This window comes from Paraburkholderia atlantica, from assembly GCF_000092885.1.
In the GTDB taxonomy this organism is placed as follows: domain Bacteria; phylum Pseudomonadota; class Gammaproteobacteria; order Burkholderiales; family Burkholderiaceae; genus Paraburkholderia; species Paraburkholderia atlantica.
On the sequence record NC_014118.1, the window covers coordinates 1044609 to 1060931 of the forward strand.

Consider the following 16323-nt stretch of genomic DNA (forward strand, 5'->3'; position numbering starts at 1 on the left):
GCAGGTATTGCACGTATCGCTTTAGCGCGTTGAGCCTGAAGCGCTCGTAGTGCTTCACTAGCCCCCCAAAGTCTGGAGTTCATGCGTTTAACCCTTGAGGGGACAGTTTGTGACGAGAGATCTCCCGCCGTCCGCGGTGTCTTATTTTTGCTTCATACGCGCAAGCTTGTCGACCACGGTCATCAAAGTGCGATTACCGGTGACCCATACGGCAACCTCCTGGGCGAGGCTGGATCGCTTGGCATTTGGATGCTCGTGGCCCATCTCCGGATTCTTGTGGCAAGCGACCGGAACATTGAGGATCAACCGGCGCAAGCAGGAATTCGCATGGTCGCACCACACAATTTCGCGCTCGCGACCCTCGATGACTTTCGCAGCATAGTCAGGGTCAGCAAGCATCTGGCGGGCGAGCATGCTCGCATCGGCGTGCCCGGCGTCGATGGCCTCGGCGGCCTGCTTCGGATCTGGCGTGCTCGAAAGAAACAGCCGGACATCGCTGCCGACCGCCTCGCGGAAAGCCTGCGGCTCGCCGTGCGCGAGCATGGAGCCGGAGACGCTCGCGACGTTCTCGCCCATGGACTCGTAATTGCCCTCGCTGAGCGAAATGAAATCCACGCCGGCCTTGACGATGTGCCCGGCCACTTCAGCGAAGCCCTCCGGCCCCTGCCCGCCGGGCATGTGGTCGTTGACGCTCATGCGGATGCCGACCGGATAGCCGGGGCCGACCTCAGCACGCACCGCGGCGACCGCGTCACGCAGCGCCCGTGCGCGGTTTTCGGTGGAACCGCCGTATTCATCGGTACGCTGGTTCGACAGCGGCGACAAAAACGAAGAGTAGAAGTAGCACATGTGCGCGCCAATCTCGACGCCGTCGAAACCGGCCGCCTTCGCGCGACGCGCTGCGGAAACGACATCGGCCTCAAGCTCTTTGATCTCGGCAATCGAAGCCTCTTTCGGCAACGGCGTGACGCGGCCGCCCGGAATATAGAGGTTAATGGGCAGACTACCCGCGCCCATGTCGACCGACTTCGGGCTCGCCGACGAAATCCAGTTACCGTTGCGAGGCACACCCATCCGGCCGAAGCTCGGGAACAACTGCGCGAAGACCCGCGCGCCGTGCGCATGCACGGCCTCTGTCAGCCGCGTGAGATCGGGGACGAACTCGTCCTTGTCGAAACGCACGTTCGGGGAGAACGGCGATTCGCTCCACGCTCGCTCGCTCGCCACAGAACCGCCGACGATGATCAGCCCCACTCCACCTTTTGCACGCCGCGTGAGGAACGCGATGGTCTGCTCGCTCGGCCGGCCGTCTTCGGTCGGACGTAGCACGGCCATCGGCCCGAGGATGATGCGGTTCTTGATTTCCAGGTTGTTGATCGTGAGGCGACTTGCAAGCACGTTGGTCGTTGTCATGATTCAGCTCCTTCCCATCATCGCGCCGACCTTGCTCGTGGCGCCACCGTCGATCGGAAGATTGACCCCGGTAATGAAGGTGGATTCGTCGGAAGCGAGGAACAAGCCTGCGTAGGCAATGTCCAGCGGATAGCCGTGTCGATCCAGTGACGGCGTGCTGTCGAACAGCTTGCGGAAATATGGGCTTTCGTCATAGGGACGCTGCAATGCGGGACCCATGATGGGTCCGGGTGAAATGCAGTTCACACGGATCCAGTGCGGCGCGCCTTCCAGCGACAACTGCCGGGTCAGCGCGATGACACCGCCCTTGCCCGCCGCGTGCGCGGTGGTGCCTAGGCCCTCGGCGGCCAGCATGCCGGCGCAGGAAGCGATGTTGATGATCGAGCCGCTCTTCTGCTCGCTCATGATGGGCCAGACCGCCTTGGTCGGCAGGTAGATGACGTCCAGTTCGAGGCGAATGGTTTCCTTCCACTGCTCGAAAGTCATCTGGTCGAACGGCGCCATGTGCACGCCGGCGCCGTTGTTGTAAAGCACATCGATGCGGCCGTGCTTTTGCATCACGCGGTCGATCCAGCCGTTCACCTGCTCCGGCGAGGACGCGTCCACCATCGCGAAGTCGATCTTCAAGCCGCGCTGCTCCGCGAGAGCGCGCGTCTGTTCCAGCGTGGCCGGGTTGATGTCGCTGGCGCACACCTTCGCGCCCGCTTCGGCGAACAGCAGCGACACGATCTGACCTTGGCCGCCGCCAGCGCCCGTCACCAACGCCACCTTGTCTTGCAGGCGGCCAGCGCACGGACCTCTGCTGATTTTGTCTGCGAACGTTGTCATGATTTCGTTACTTTTTTTGATGGCTGAGATAAGCGGACAGTGCGGCGAGATCGGCATCGCTGACTTCGGTTTTGCGGAAAGCCGGCATGATCAGCACGCCGTTGCGCACGAAATAGCGGATGAAGTCCAGATTCATGTCCGTGCGTTCTTCCAGCGCGGCGGGGATGCTGCCGTGGTACTTGGCCGCCAGCGACGCGGTACCGGGCTTGCGATCGCCCACGCCGTGGCAGGACACGCACCACTTGTCGAAAACGTGCTTGCCCGGGTCCAATGTTGCGCTGTCGTTGGCCATGGCGGAACTGGCCCAGGTCACCATCGCCGCCAGCAGAATCGTGTCGAGGGTTTTCATGATTTCGCGTTCTTCCGCAGGTTTTTCGGCCAGATGCCATAACGGCCCGGAGACAGAATGCCGTTCGGATCGATGGCGTCCTTGATCGTTTCGTGCAGGCGCAGCAGGCTGTTGTTGTTGAACGAATACAGACCCATGGCCTGATCCTGGAACTCCGGATGGCAGCGGTATTCGCCCCAGCCATGCTTCGCCCCGATGTCGAGCAAAGTGCGGTAGGCCTTGACGATGGACTTGTTCAATTCCTTGTCGTCGGTAATCGGAAAGCCGACGATGAACAGGAAATTGCGTTCGTAGAACGGCGCGGGCAGCGCGAACGGCCTGAGGTTCCAGATCGGCACTTTTTGGAGCGCGGGAATGGTGCGGGCGGCTTCGTCGAACACGCGGTTGGCTTCGAGGATGCCATCCGCAGTTTGCGGAATGACCGGTGAGAACCACATGTGGCCGCGCATCGGATTCGGGTTACCGCCGGCGCGCGTGCCCATGCCGAAGAAGTCCATGTTCGGCACGCCCACGTCCTGCGGATAGAACGTCCACTCATCAGAAGCCTTGCGCGGATCGGTCTGAATCGGACCATTCTGGAAGGCGACATGCTTGATGGATCTGCTCGCCAGTTCCTTCACCGCTTCCCACTGCGCAGCGACGACCTTCGACGGTCCATAGAACTTCAAGCTCAGACCCCAGTACGGAATCTTGTTGTCCGCGCCGTACTTCGCCAGGTCAGCGGAATAACCGACCCTGGATTGAGCGACGAGATCGGCCTGCTGCTTCGGCAACTGCGGCGGTCCCTTGTAGAAAGCGTCGACGAGGTTCTTGGTCTTGTTGCTGACGCCAAGCAAGGGACTGAGCAACTCCGGCGTGCCAGGAGCGAGGCCTGTGTTCTCCGCATACTTGAGCAATTCGACCAGCGGATGCAGGTCCTCATAGCGCGGGGCGAAAATCATGCCTTCCATGAAAGCTTCCGGCGCCGGCATCAACCACATGCCGATCTTTGTGACGACACCAAAATTTGACTGCGAGAAAATGCCGTCCACCACCGGCCCCATGCCGTGCCGGTACTGCGCCCAGGTCGTGGAACCGGGCAGCGCGCCCATGCCGGTGCGCACCAACTCACCATTGGCCAGCACCACTTCCATGCCGCAATGCGCGTCGAAGTGGTTGCGAAAGCGCGACATGGTATGCCCGACACCGTGATCCAGCGCGTTGCCCATCACGCTGCCCCAGCCCGGATCTGCCACGTCGAGCCACAGCTTCAGACCTTTTTCACGAATGTAGTTGTACAGATCGAAATAGCTCACGCCCGGTTCGACGATGGCGTAGGCATTGCTTTCGTTGACCTCGATGATGCGGTTCATGCGTTTGAGGTCGAGGACCACGCTGCCTGAGTGGTTCGGCGCTGAACCGCCGTAGCCCAGATTCTTGCCGGTGGAAATCGCGTACAGCGGAATCCGATACTTGTTGGCGATGCGCACCACCGCCTGCACTTCCTCGACTGAGGCCGGGGCGACGGCAGCCGAAGCGCTGCGGTCTTCCGGTATATCGCGCAGGGGCGAATAAGCGTCCTTGTACGGGAACAGGTCTTCGTCGCTGGCGAGGACCCAATCTTTGCCGACGACCGTGGTGAATTCCTGCAGCGCAATAGCAAAGACTTGGGGAGATACGTTCGGTGGGGTTCTCATGGTGTCACGCGATAATCCAGGAAACGAGGTTGTCGGGGTGACCGTCGTTGTCAGCCAACGGTGTCAGTACACGGGTGCGCAGCGCGTGACTGCGTGCCTGCTCGGCGAGGCACTGCCATACCGCGCGCGTGGTCAGCCCGGCGACGGCGCCTTCTCCCTGTTGCCACAACGGTTGCAAGTGCTCGTGCCACAGGCGGGTAAGGCCCTCGGTGACGTCCAGCGTCTTACCGCCCTCCCGTGCCATCGCCTTGGCGTGTGCCAGACTTTCCGCATAACGTCTATCCGTAACGAAGTAGCGGATGTCGGAAGGAACTGGCTCTTGCACTGACGCGAAAGTTGCGGCCGAAGCGGAAAACAGCGAAGGATGAGCAACTGCGGCCAGCGCCGCAGCGCTCCCTGTGGCGATGAGCAGCGAGCGGCGGCTGATCCGCATATCTTCAATACCCATGCTCAATCTCCGAAAAACTCGCGGTAGGCCGAAAAGCCCGGAATGTGCACCGACACACCGCCATCGGCAACGAGCGTCTGTCCGGTGATGTTCCGTGCTGCATCCGAGGCCAGGAAGGCCACCGCTTCGGCGATGTCTTCCGGTGCGCCGATGCGGTCACGCGGGGTTTCATCCAGCACAAGCTTGAGCATCGCCTCGGGGAAATCCTTGGCCACGGTTTCAGTCATCACCAAGCCCGGCGCGACTGCATTGCAGCGCACGCCCTTGCGCCCGTAGGCCGTGGCCACGGCGCGCGTCATCTGGATCATTGCGGCCTTGGTCGCGCTGTACGCGTGGAAGCGGATGTTGCCCTGCAAGGCCATGCCGGACACTGTGTTGACAATGGCGCCATCACCGCTCTTGATCAGGTGCCGTAGCGCTTCGCGGGTCACAATCATGGTGCCCCGGCAATTGGTGTTGAAGAAGATGTCCCAAGTGTCGGTTGCCATCTCGCCGATACCATTGTCGGCGGCGACCAGTTGCTGGCCGACGGCGGTGGCATTGTTGTGGAGGATGTCGAGGCGGCCGAAATGTTCGACCGTGCGCGCGACCATGGCCGTGATCGATGCCTCGTCAGAGAGATCCATGCCGATGGCCACTGCGGCGTCGCCATACTTGTCGGCGACCGCTTGCGCGCGCTCAAGGGCGATGTCCGCAATGGCGACACGCGCGCCTCGGCCGATCATCAGTTCGATGGTGGCCTGGCCAATGCCGCCCGCACCGCCCGTGACGATTGCGACCTTCCCCTCAAGGCTTAGGGCTCGGTACACGTTGTGTCTCCTAGGTTGTTTTGATTTATAGATATACGGTCCGTATCGTATATCAAATTCCCCCAAGGGCCACGTACTTGATCTCCAGGTAATCGTCGACGCCGTACTTGGAGCCTTCACGTCCCAGACCGGAAGTCTTGACGCCACCGAAGGGGGCGACCTCGGTCGAAATCATGCCCTCGTTGACGCCCACCATCCCGAACTCGAGGTCTTCCACGACGCGGAAAATGCGGCCTACGTCGCGCGCATAGATGTACGAGGCGAGGCCAAACGGTGTGTCGTTAGCGAGTGAGATCGCTTCCGTCTCCGTCTCGAAACGAAATAGCGGCGCCACAGGCCCGAAGGTTTCCTCGCTGAAGACCAGCGCGTCGTGTGGCACGTCGGTCAACACAGTGGGCTCGAAAAAGAACCCGCCCAGTTTGTGCCGCTTGCCACCAGCGACCACACGGGCACCTTTGGCCAGAGCGTCGCTGATGTGTTCCTCGACCTTGAGCACCGCGTCCTCGTTAATCAGCGGTCCCTGCACCACGCCCTCTTCCATACCGTTGCCGACCTTCAGCGCGGCCGTGGCCTCGGCCAGCTTCTTTGCGAAAGTGTCGTAGACGCCGGACTGCACCAGAATGCGGTTGGCCGCAACGCAGGCCTGCCCGGTGTTGCGGTACTTGGCAGCCAGTGCACCTTTCACGGCGGCATCTATGTCCGCGTCGTCGAACACAATGAAGGGCGCGTTGCCGCCCAACTCCATGCTTGTCTTCTTGATGGTCGGTGCGCATTGGGCCAGCAACTGCGCCCCTACCTCAGTAGAACCGGTGAATGACAGCTTGCGCACGATCGGATTGGACGTCAGTTCGCCGCCGATGGCGCGGGCCGAGCCGGTGACCACGTTGCACACGCCTGGCGGCAGGCCGGCGCGTTCCGCCAGCACGGCAAGCGCCAACGCCGACAGAGGCGTCTGGCTGGCTGGCTTGATGACGCCGGCGCAGCCTACAGCCCACCCCGGACCGGCCTTGCGCGTGATCATCGCGGAGGGGAAGTTCCAAGGCGTAATCGCTGCAAACACTCCGATCGGCGCCTTCTGCGCCAGGATGCGACGACCGTCGACGTTCTGCGGAATGATGTCGCCGTAGACGCGGCGCGCTTCTTCCGAGAACCACTCGATGAACCCCGCAGCGTAGAGGATTTCACCGCGCGACTCGACCAGCGGCTTGCCCTGTTCGGCGGTCATGATGACGGCCAAATCCTCGATATGCTCAAGCATCAGTTCGTACAGCTTGCGCAACACCTTCGCGCGCTCCTTGGGCAAGGTCTTGCGCCAACCGCGCATCGCTCGCTCAGCCGCGTCGATGGCGCGCCTCGTTTCGGATGCGCCACCGTTAGGCACGCGCGCCACCAGTTCGCCGGTGGCAGGGTTGACGACATCGATCGTCTCGCCGCTGTCGGCCTGCACCCACTTGCCGTCGATCAACATGGCTTGGCGCAGCAGGTCCGGATCCTTCAGGGACAGTTTATTCACGTCACTCACGAGCTACACCTCAGACTGGGTTGCGACCGATGAAGAATTCCTCGTCCGGCGAACTGGTCGGGTTCAGGCCGGCCGCTTGCGTGGCGTTTCGCAGCAGCGCCATGTCCTTGCCGTGAACGCGCGCGGTCGGGTGGCGGATTGGGCCGCCGTTGTAGCCCTGCAACCAGCTCTGATACTTCCACAGCAATCGATTGGACAGGCCTTGACCGCCGAAACCCAGCGTGGAAACCGCGCGGCGCATCGGCTCGAGCTTGTAGTACAGCTGGGTGGCCTCGTCGTGTTTGCCTTCTCGGATCAGCTTGTGGGCACGAGGAATCCACGGGCCGAAGAAGGCGCTGTAATTGGTCCCGCAGAAAGGAATATCGAGGACCTGCGCCAGCGGGATGTATTCGTATTCCAGCGGCGAGGAGATCACCACTTCCTTGTGGAAATGACGATGCACTTCAATGGCCGACATGAAGTACGGCATCCCGCCCTCGGCCTTGATGGCCACAACGTTCGGGCAGTTGTCGACGAGCTTGCGCAGCACCGCCACCGGAATGTCGGCCGGATGCAGGCGGCCAAAGCCCCAGGTTGGCACTGGGAAGATGATCACGCCGAGATTGGTCGCGTCGCAGACGGCCTTGCTATATTCGTACACGTCGTCCAGCGATTTCGGGTAGAAGTGCGGCGGGTAACCGAGCAGCACCAGATCGGCGCCATTGGCTTCGGCGCGCTTGACCGCCGCGATGTTGTCCTCCAGCGTGTTGAAGACGGCGTGGTGCACGACGAGGAACTTGCCCTTGGCCTCGTCGACCATGATCTGCTGGAACTGATCATGTTCTTCCAGAGACAGCGGCACTTCGGAGACCGCGAGCGAGCCGATGAAGCCGTGCTCGATGGACAGGCGCACGTCGTGGCGGATCGCCTTTTCGTTGATGCGGGTGAAGTCATTGGTCATCGTCGGGATCGTGACGTTGGCAACGCCGACGAGAGCTTGCCGTGCCCACTCCCGGGCTTCCTTTTTGGTGTAACCGGCCATGATGCATGTTCTCCGTATTAGTGGCTCAGATGCTCTTGTTTTCGAATTCGATGGGCAGGCCCGCTGCCAACCCCTTTTCCAGCGCGCGGGTCAGGATCAGTTCGGCAACCACGATATCCTGCAGGCCGCCGCCGACTGACTTGAACATGCGCGTCCGTGCGCCAAGCAGTTGATCTTCGAGTTGGCCGCTCATCAGATCGACCATGCTGAAAGACTTGTCGTGAAAGGCAATGCCGGCCTCCCTTGCGGCAAGCATGTCGCCGGTTTCCTCCAGCACTTCCTCCCGCATGTCGCACACGATGATGTCGCTGCGCGCCACGACCGACGCATCGATCTCACGCTGCGAGGGCACGGTCGAACCGATTGAAACAACGGTCGCCTCGGGCTTGAGCCAGTCGCCAAACAGGATGGGAAGCTCGTCGCGCGAGCGGGCCGCGCACAACACCAGGTCGGCGCCGGCCACGGCCTCCTGAGCCGAGGCAACGCCGCGTGCCGGCACGCCGAGGTCACGTGTCACTGCGTCGGCGAACGCGGCGCGCTTCTCGGGTGTCGGACTGAACACGACGACTTCGGTCAGCTCGCGCACGGTGGCGATGGCGCGCACATGCATCGAGGCCTCGAGGCCGCTGCCCAGCACGGCAAGGCGCGCCGGACCCTCAGGCGCCAAGCGGTCGAGCGCGGCGGCCGAGGTGGCCGCAGTGCGAAAGCCCGTGACCAGCGCGCCATCGACCAGACCCGCAATGCGGCTTGTTTCGCGATCGAAAAGGACGATCACGTATTCCACGGCGGGTCTTGCACTGCCCATCGCCGCCCCCATGACCTTAGCGCCGAAGTAGCGCCCGCCCACGGGCACGGCCGACAGCGTGCGCAACCAGGTTTTACCGACAGCGGCCACGCTGCGAGCGGGCGTGGACTGGGAAGGAATGGGCTGGGAATAGGCGACCTGCAGAGCATGAATGGCCTCTTTCCATATAAATACGGATCGTGCCGTATCGCTAGAAACAAAAACTGGGGAATGAAATGTGGACATGAGTGAGGCGATCTCGCGTGGAATGTCAGATGAGCTTAATTGGCTATATTGAATACGTCAATCTTTTTATTGAGTTGCATCATTTTTCGTAGTCAGCTCGGTTTCAATCTTCAGTCGCACACTATCGGACAGCGCCCCGGGAAAGGCACCCATACCGTACGCACTACGACTTATGGTCGCAACCGCCTCGAATCCGACGACTGGCGCCTGCGTCCAGGGGTTGACCGCGCGCCCCGTAAGCGCGGCGTCGAACATCACCGGCAAAGTGACGCCGCGCAAGGACAATACGCCCTCGATCACATAGCGGTCGTTGCCGCCTCGCTGCACCGCGCGGGACACAAACACGGCCTTGGGGTGCGCCTCCACATCGAACCAGTCGGCACCGCGCAGATGCCCGTCGCGCATTTCCAGCGCCGTATCGATCGAAGCCGTCTCGACTTCGAACGTCACACTGGAAGCCTCGATATTCCGTTCGTCGAACTGTAGTCGCGCCACAAAGCGCTTGAACACGCCGGGCGTACGGGTGAGCCCTAGATGGCCGACCGAAAAACCGATATGGGTGTGCGCGGGGTCGACGCTCCACGCGGCGGGATTGGTCATTGAATGGCTCCTTCTGGGTTAAAATGTTGATCAAACGAAGTCAGACTATGTATCATTTTTGTCATTGAGACGCATCAATTTTCCACTATGAATCTGATTGACGACGACGTAGCTCGGTTGCGCAGCTATATCGAGGACCGCGACAGCACTGAAGACGATCCGCGCCTGCCGCCGGAGCCCAAGCTCTGCGAAGCCCTAGGCATATCTCGGGGGCGACTACGCACCGTTCTCAAGCGGCTGGAAAGCGAGGGCTTGATCTGGCGCCACGTCGGCAAAGGCACTTTCATCGGCCCGCGCCAGATGCCCGATAACGACGCCAGTCTGTCGGCCGCAATCAGCGTGGACGACCTGCTGGACGCTCGCCTCGTACTGGAGCCTCAACTGGCCGCGCAGGCCGCAATCCACGCTACGGCGGCCGACATCGCCGTGATGGAGCAGAGCCTGTCGGAGATGCAAACTGCGAAGCCTTTTCTGCACTGGAAGCGCCTTGACGAGCGCCTGCACCGCGCCATTGCGGAGGCCACGCACAACGCCCTACTACTCATGCTGTACGGCACGATGCGAACCCAGATGCACGTCAACCTGGACTCGCGCATCGAGGCGGTCTACGCCCCCATGACCGAGCCGCGCCAGGACACGGACGACGAGCATCGCAAGCTGGTGGAAGCCATTCGCGCACACAACCCGGATCGCGCCGAGCAGGCGATGCGTGAGCACTTGCGCTCAGTCCGCACCCGACTCTTCGGGCAACGTTAACACCTAGCCATCCTCTCCGAAAATCAGCGTGATTTTCGATTGACCCGCTTATTCATTTATGAAACGATACGGCTCGATCTGATTAAAAAACAGGAGACGTGGATGAAGAAGGTCATCATCACCTGCGCCATTACAGGCGGCGCACATACCCCGTCGATGTCGCCGCACCTGCCGGTGACGCCGGAGGAAATCGCCCAGCACTCGATTGACGCCGTCGAGGCCGGCGCAGCAATCATTCACTTGCACGCCCGCGACCCCATCACCGGCAAACCGACGGGCAGCCCCGATGTCTTCCGCCAGTTCGTTGGAAAAATCAAGGACACCACCGACGCGGTCATCAACATCTCCACCGGTGGCGGCGGCCCCAGCATGCCCATCGCCGAACGCGCCGAGGCTGGCCGGGCGCTCAAGCCCGAAATGTGCTCGCTCAACATGGGCTCGATCAACCTGGTCCTGTCGGAGATGGCGCAGAAAGACCGGGCCTGGAAGCACGATTGGGAAAAGCCCTTCCTCGAATCCACCCGCGGAATGATCTTCCGCAACACTTATGAGGACATTGAATGGATTCTCGCCAACATCGGTGAGGCGGGCGGCACGCGCTTCGAGTTCGAATGCTATGACGTCGGTCACCTGTACACGCTGGCTTATTTCCTGGAACGCGGCCTGGTGAAGCCACCGTTGTTCGTGCAGAGCGTGTTCGGCCTGCGTGGGGCGCAAGGCGCCCACCCCGAAGACCTGATGCACCAGAAACGCACCGCAGACCGCCTGTTCGGCAACGACTACCAGTGGTCCATCCTGGCCGCGGGCAAGAGCCAGATGCCGCTCGCAACCATGTCGGCACTTCTCGGCGGCAACGTGCGCGTAGGTCTGGAGGACAGTCTCTACATCGGCCGGGGTGAACTGGCGCAGTCCAACGCCGAGCAAGTGCGCAAGATCCGCAACATCCTGACCGAACTGGGTCTTGGGATCGCCAAACCCGACGACGTGCGCCAGCTGCTGCAATTGAAAGGCAAGAACGAAGTTGCCTTCTAAGCCAACGTTCAACAGAACAAACTACTGGAGACAGGAATCATGTCAGACGTGAAGCGCGTCCTGATCGTGGGCGCCGGCATCGGCGGCGCCATGACTGCCTACACGCTGGCCCGCGCCGGGATCAAGACACACTGCGTGGATATCGCGCCGAAAAGCGCGGTCGCCGGCACGGGTATCTGCCTGCTGCACAACACGATGCGTGCCATGCACCAGGTCGGGCTGGCCGAGCCCTGCCTCGAATACGGGCAGCAAATCGATCATTTCCGCCAGTTCGACGCCGCGGGCAACCAGATCAGCGAGAACCCCACGCCGCCCGGTATCGGCATCAAGCGCCCAGATCTCGCGCACGTTCTCGAAAGCGCTGCAGTCGATGCGGGCGCAACGATCGAGTACGGCACCACCGTGACCGAACTGGAGGACCTGGGCGACCGCGTCGCGGTCACCTTCAGCAACGGCGACGTCGGTGAATACGACGTCGTAGTGGGCGCCGACGGCGTCTACTCCAGGATCCGTCACAAGGTGTTCGGCGCCGAGTACGACGCAGAGTTCGTCGGCCAGAGCTGCTGGCGCTTCTCGGCGCCCCGCCTGCCCGAGCACGACGGATTCTGGCTCTTCCGCCACAACGGCGCCGGCGTCGGCGCAATCCCGACCTCGAGGGATGGCTGCTACCTGTTCATCCTCGAAAACAGCGACAAGCCGCTGCACATGCAGGACGACAAGCTGGACGTGCTGCTGAAGGATCGTCTGGCCGACTACACCGCGCCACTCATCCGCCAGGCAGTCGATCAACTGAGCCAACCGAGGCAAGTGCTGTTCCGCCCGTTCGACGCCCGCCTGATGCCCGGCCCCTGGTGGCATAAGGGCCGCGTGGTGCTGTTGGGAGATGCCGCGCACGCGCCGACGCCCCAACTCACTTCGGGCGGCGGCATGGCCATCGAAGACGCCGTGGTGCTGGCTGAGTGCCTGGCCGCCCCGGGCACGGCAACGCAGGCGCTTGAGGCCTACAGCAACCGCCGCATCCCGCGTGTCAAACGCGTCTGGGAGGCGTCGTTCCAGATTTCCCGCTGGGAACGCGAAGACCCGGTCGGCAACGCGCAGAGAACCGCGTCGTTGCTGCTGGACACCTACAAGTTCCTCGGCGAACCCATTTAGGCACCAACCAGGCGGCACCACTAACTACAACGTACAACGCGGGACAGGAGACGAACGGTGCAACACGGCAAGAAACCCAATCATCGCATGAGCATGCTGGCGTTGGCGGCAGCGGTCTGTGCCACTCCGCAGGCGCATGCTTTCAACATCAACACTGGCAATGACGATCTTTCCGTCCGCTGGGACAACACGCTGAAATACAGCAATGCGTTCCGCGTGGAAGGTCAGAGCAATTCACTGCTCACTGGCAACGCATTTTCCGCCAACACGGATGACGGCAATCGCAACTTCAACCCGGGCCTGATTTCCAACCGCGTGGACTGGCTGAGCGAGCTCGACGTGGTCTATGCCCAGCGCTACGGCTTCCGCGTCAGCGGCGCGGCCTGGTACGACAGCGTCTACAACACGTATAACGACAACAACTCGCCGAGTACCTCCAATCGCTTCTCCGGCGCCTATAACACCTTCAACCCGACGACCCGCAGACTGGAAGGCCGCGACGCTGAGCTGCTGGACGCCTTCGTGTTCGGCGGATTCGATGTCGGCAGCACGCGCCTGAACGTGCGCGCCGGCCAGCACTCGGTGCTGTGGGGCGAGAGTCTGTTCTTCGGCGGCAACGCCATCGCCGGTGCCATGGCGCCCGTTGACGTCATCAAGCTGGCCTCTGTGCCCAGTACGCAGTTCAAGGAAGCGATACTGCCCGTTCCGCAGCTATCGGCGCAATGGCAATTGACGCCCGCCGTTTCGGTGGGCGCGTTCTACCAGTTCACCTGGGAAGCCAACCGTCTGCCCCCCGCCGGTAGCTATTTTTCCGGCCTCGATTTCATGCCCGCGGGCGGAGAAGGCATGTACATCCCCGGCGCTCCGAATCCGTTGCTTCGGGGCCAGAATCAGAACGCGAAGAACAGCGGCCAGGGTGGCCTGGAAGTGCGCTTCTCGGCGCTTGAAACCGACTTCGGCCTGTACGCCGTACGCTTTAACAACAAGAGCCCGCAGGTAGTCAATACCATCGGGCCTGGCGGCATTCCGACCGACTACCACCTGGCCTACCAGCAGGGCATTACCGCATTGGGCGCTAGCGCCTCGCACACCTTCGGCAACTTTCAGCTGGCAATCGAGGCGTCGATCCGCAATAACCAGGATCTGGCCTCTACCGGCGCCAATGACATATCGGCGCTCACAGGCGGAGCGGCCAACAACAACAGCGGCAACCCCGCCTATGCCGTGGGGCGCACCGCACACATGAACGCCAGCACGCTCTGGACGCTGCCTTCATCGCCTCTCGCCCGCGAAGCCTCACTGACCGCCGAAGTCATGTGGAACCGCGTGCTGTCGGTGACGAAGAATCGCGAGGCGCTCGATCCCAACTCCACGCGCGACGCCTGGGCATTCCGCATGGTGCTGGAGCCGACCTACCGCCAGGTGATGCCGGGCCTGGACATCAGCGTGCCCTTAGGCCTCGGCTGGAGCCCCAGCGGCTCACGCTCGCAAGCCTTGGGTCCGTCGCTGCCCGCGACGAACGGCGGTGACATGAGCATCGGAGTGAATGGCACTTACCTCGACCAGTGGCACTTCAGCCTGGCCTACACGCACTTCTACGGCCCGAGTGCTGCGCAGATGACCGGCTTCCCCCCGACCTTCACCTACGGACAGTACATGAAGGATCGAGACTTCGTCTCGCTGTCCGTTAGCACTACGTTCTGATCCAGAAAGGAAAGAGAGGAGCAAATCATGAAATTCCAGAAACTCGCCCGCGCCGCCACGGTGCTTTCCGCCCTGGCCGCAATGGCCTCCACCCACGCCGCCGTTACTGCCGACGAAGCGGCCCACCTGAAAAGCGACTTGACGCCGCTCGGCGCCGAAAAGGCAGGCAACAAGGCAGGCACCATCCCCGCATGGACTGGCGGCCTGACCACAGCCACCGCCGGCTTCACGAACGGCGGCCGTCGCCCTGACCCCTTCGCCAGCGAAAAACCCAGCCTACAAATCACGGCGAAGAACATGAACGAATACGCCGACAAACTGCCCGAGGGCGTGAAAGCGCTGCTGCAGAAATACCCCGACACCTACCACCTCGATGTCTACCCGACGCACCGCTCCGCCGCCGCGCCGCAGTACGTGTACGACAACACGTTCCTTAACGCCACGCGAACCACGTTGACAGACTCCAGCGCAGGACCGGTTCCCAAAGGGGCGTACGGTGGCATTCCGTTCCCTATCCCCAAGAACGGCGCGGAGGTCATGCTCAACCACAAACTGCGCTGGCGCAGCGATTCGTGGATCAAGAACGCACATAACTGGCAGGTCACGTCTGATGGCAAGCCTGTGCTGCTCTCGGACATCACCCAGCAGAACAACACGCCCTATTACTTCAAAGAGGGATCTTCCGACAAACTCGGCGACGACTACTGGATGGTGCGCCTCGACACCCACGGCCCGGCAATCCGCGCAGGCGAAGCCATCGTCGGCCACATGACCATCGACGAATCCAACACCAATACCTGGGTCTACCTGGTGGGCCAGCGACGCGTGCGCAAGCTGCCCAACGCGTGCTGTGACACGCCGACCCCGGCCGCCGCGGGTGTTTTGTCGTTCGACGAGGTCGAGACCTTCAACGGTCGCATGGACCGCTTCGACTGGAAACTGATCGGCAAAAAGGAGATGTACATCCCCTACAACTCCAACCGTGTGCTGACGGCCACCAAGGACAGCGACATCCTCGGCCAGCATCACCTGAACCCCGACTACATCCGCTGGGAGCTGCACCGAGTCTGGGTCGTGGAAGCCACGCTGAAACAGGGCGAGCGCCACACCTCGGCGAAATCAGTCTACTACGTCGATGAAGACTCCTGGCTGGCTGTGCTGGCCGACCGCTACGACGCCAACAGCAAGCTCTGGCGCATGGCGTACTCGACCCCCGTCGCCATGCCCGACGTGCCCGGCGAAATCGCCTTCGGCTTCGGAGCTTACGACCTGCTGGCCGGCAGCTACGTCGCAATGGAACTCGGCGCCGAGGAAAAGATGCAATACAAGATCAACACGACCCGCTATCCAGAATCGTTCTTCGCACCGGAGAACATGGCTGGCGCGAGCGTGCGCTAACACTCAGCTCAACGTGAGTATCACCATGCAAACAGAAGAAAAGAAAGAAGGCCTGCGCCAGCTCGAATATCGCCCGGTGCGCCGCATCGTCACGGGCACCAACGCTCAGGGTCGCTCGTATATCCAGTCCGACGGCGACGCGCCGAACGCGTTCTGGGAACCCGGCCGCCCCGCAGCGCATGTGCTGTGGGCCACCGGCGAATCGCGCGCGCCCGGCGACGAGCCAGCGCCCAAGGGGCACAAGTTTCCATTCCACTCGCCGTCCGGCTCCATCCTGCGCGTCGCCGACTTCGCTCCGGACACGTTCTACAACCAGGCTGAGTTGTTGAAGTTTCTCGACGAATCGGGTGTGCGCGACAACAACAAGCCGCGTCACTTCTGGTTCCACAAGACCGAGTCCCTGGACTACGCGATCGTTCTCGAGGGCGAGATCTACGCCATGATGGACGAGGGCGAAGTGCTGATGCGCCAGGGCGACATCCTCGTCCAGCGAGCCACGAACCATAGCTGGTCCAACCGCTCCGACAAGCCCTGCCGTATGGCCTTCGTGCTGCTGGATCTTGTGCCCGGCGAGCCGCTCTGAAC

The 16323-nt window shown here is 62.0% G+C and carries 16 protein-coding genes; 6 read left to right on the top strand and 10 right to left on the bottom strand.

Annotated features, from left to right (window positions below; translation table 11 throughout):
* Positions 1-141 precede the first annotated feature (141 nt).
* The 10 genes from BC1002_RS20695 to BC1002_RS20740 all read right to left on the bottom strand — a co-directional run bounded on the left by BC1002_RS20695 (position 142) and on the right by BC1002_RS20740 (position 9696).
* Complete coding sequence (locus BC1002_RS20695; RefSeq protein WP_013091943.1) at positions 142-1413, bottom strand: oxidoreductase; 1272 nt, start codon at positions 1411-1413, stop codon at positions 142-144.
* Positions 1414-1416: 3 nt separating this feature from the next.
* Positions 1417-2298: an SDR family NAD(P)-dependent oxidoreductase gene (locus BC1002_RS20700; protein ID WP_083788714.1), complete on the bottom strand. Its 882-nt coding sequence runs from the start codon at positions 2296-2298 to the stop codon at positions 1417-1419.
* On the bottom strand, positions 2249-2590 hold the full coding sequence (locus BC1002_RS20705) for a c-type cytochrome (RefSeq protein ID WP_013091945.1): 342 nt from the start codon (positions 2588-2590) through the stop codon (positions 2249-2251). Before BC1002_RS20705 ends, BC1002_RS20700 begins: the two co-directional genes overlap by 50 nt.
* Positions 2587-4266 carry an FAD-binding oxidoreductase gene (locus tag BC1002_RS20710; RefSeq protein WP_013091946.1) on the bottom strand — a complete coding sequence of 560 codons (1680 nt, stop codon included), beginning with the start codon at positions 4264-4266 and terminating at the stop codon, positions 2587-2589. The genes BC1002_RS20705 and BC1002_RS20710 overlap by 4 nt, the downstream gene beginning before the upstream one ends.
* 4 nt (positions 4267-4270) lie before the next feature.
* Entirely contained in the window at positions 4271-4714 is a 444-nt protein-coding gene (locus BC1002_RS20715; RefSeq protein WP_013091947.1) for a hypothetical protein, read from the bottom strand.
* Positions 4715-4716: 2 nt separating this feature from the next.
* Positions 4717-5523, bottom strand: a complete 807-nt coding sequence (locus BC1002_RS20720; protein WP_013091948.1) for an SDR family NAD(P)-dependent oxidoreductase — start codon at positions 5521-5523, stop codon at positions 4717-4719.
* A 52-nt stretch (positions 5524-5575) separates the two neighbouring features.
* Entirely contained in the window at positions 5576-6991 is a 1416-nt protein-coding gene (locus tag BC1002_RS20725; protein ID WP_049870278.1) for an NAD-dependent succinate-semialdehyde dehydrogenase, read from the bottom strand.
* 64 nt (positions 6992-7055) lie between these two features.
* Positions 7056-8066: a dihydrodipicolinate synthase family protein gene (locus tag BC1002_RS20730; protein WP_013091950.1), complete on the bottom strand. Its 1011-nt coding sequence runs from the start codon at positions 8064-8066 to the stop codon at positions 7056-7058.
* A gap of 25 nt (positions 8067-8091) precedes the next feature.
* Positions 8092-9096, bottom strand: coding sequence for an ornithine cyclodeaminase family protein (locus BC1002_RS20735; protein WP_013091951.1), 1005 nt, complete (start codon positions 9094-9096; stop codon positions 8092-8094).
* Between the two features lie 66 nt (positions 9097-9162).
* The gene (locus BC1002_RS20740) at positions 9163-9696 is read right to left on the bottom strand and encodes a YceI family protein (RefSeq protein ID WP_013091952.1); all 534 of its coding nucleotides are present in this window, start codon (positions 9694-9696) and stop codon (positions 9163-9165) included.
* A gap of 87 nt (positions 9697-9783) precedes the next feature.
* On the opposite strand from BC1002_RS20740, the gene BC1002_RS20745 reads away from it, so the two are divergent.
* The 6 genes from BC1002_RS20745 to BC1002_RS20770 all read left to right on the top strand — a co-directional run bounded on the left by BC1002_RS20745 (position 9784) and on the right by BC1002_RS20770 (position 16321).
* Positions 9784-10452 carry a FadR/GntR family transcriptional regulator gene (locus tag BC1002_RS20745; protein ID WP_013091953.1) on the top strand — a complete coding sequence of 223 codons (669 nt, stop codon included), beginning with the start codon at positions 9784-9786 and terminating at the stop codon, positions 10450-10452.
* Positions 10453-10554: 102 nt separating this feature from the next.
* Positions 10555-11484: a 3,5-dioxohexanoate:acetyl-CoA acetone transferase gene (gene kce, locus BC1002_RS20750; protein WP_013091954.1), complete on the top strand. Its 930-nt coding sequence runs from the start codon at positions 10555-10557 to the stop codon at positions 11482-11484.
* 39 nt (positions 11485-11523) lie between these two features.
* On the top strand, positions 11524-12636 hold the full coding sequence (locus BC1002_RS20755; RefSeq protein WP_013091955.1) for an FAD-dependent oxidoreductase: 1113 nt from the start codon (positions 11524-11526) through the stop codon (positions 12634-12636).
* 57 nt (positions 12637-12693) lie between these two features.
* Complete coding sequence (locus BC1002_RS20760; RefSeq protein WP_013091956.1) at positions 12694-14340, top strand: DUF1302 domain-containing protein; 1647 nt, start codon at positions 12694-12696, stop codon at positions 14338-14340.
* 27 nt (positions 14341-14367) lie between these two features.
* A complete protein-coding gene (locus BC1002_RS20765) occupies positions 14368-15738 on the top strand; it encodes a DUF1329 domain-containing protein (RefSeq protein WP_013091957.1) in 1371 nt (456 codons plus the stop codon).
* A gap of 13 nt (positions 15739-15751) precedes the next feature.
* Positions 15752-16321 carry a cupin domain-containing protein gene (locus BC1002_RS20770; RefSeq protein WP_238538007.1) on the top strand — a complete coding sequence of 190 codons (570 nt, stop codon included), beginning with the start codon at positions 15752-15754 and terminating at the stop codon, positions 16319-16321.
* The last annotated feature ends 2 nt before the right edge of the window (positions 16322-16323 follow it).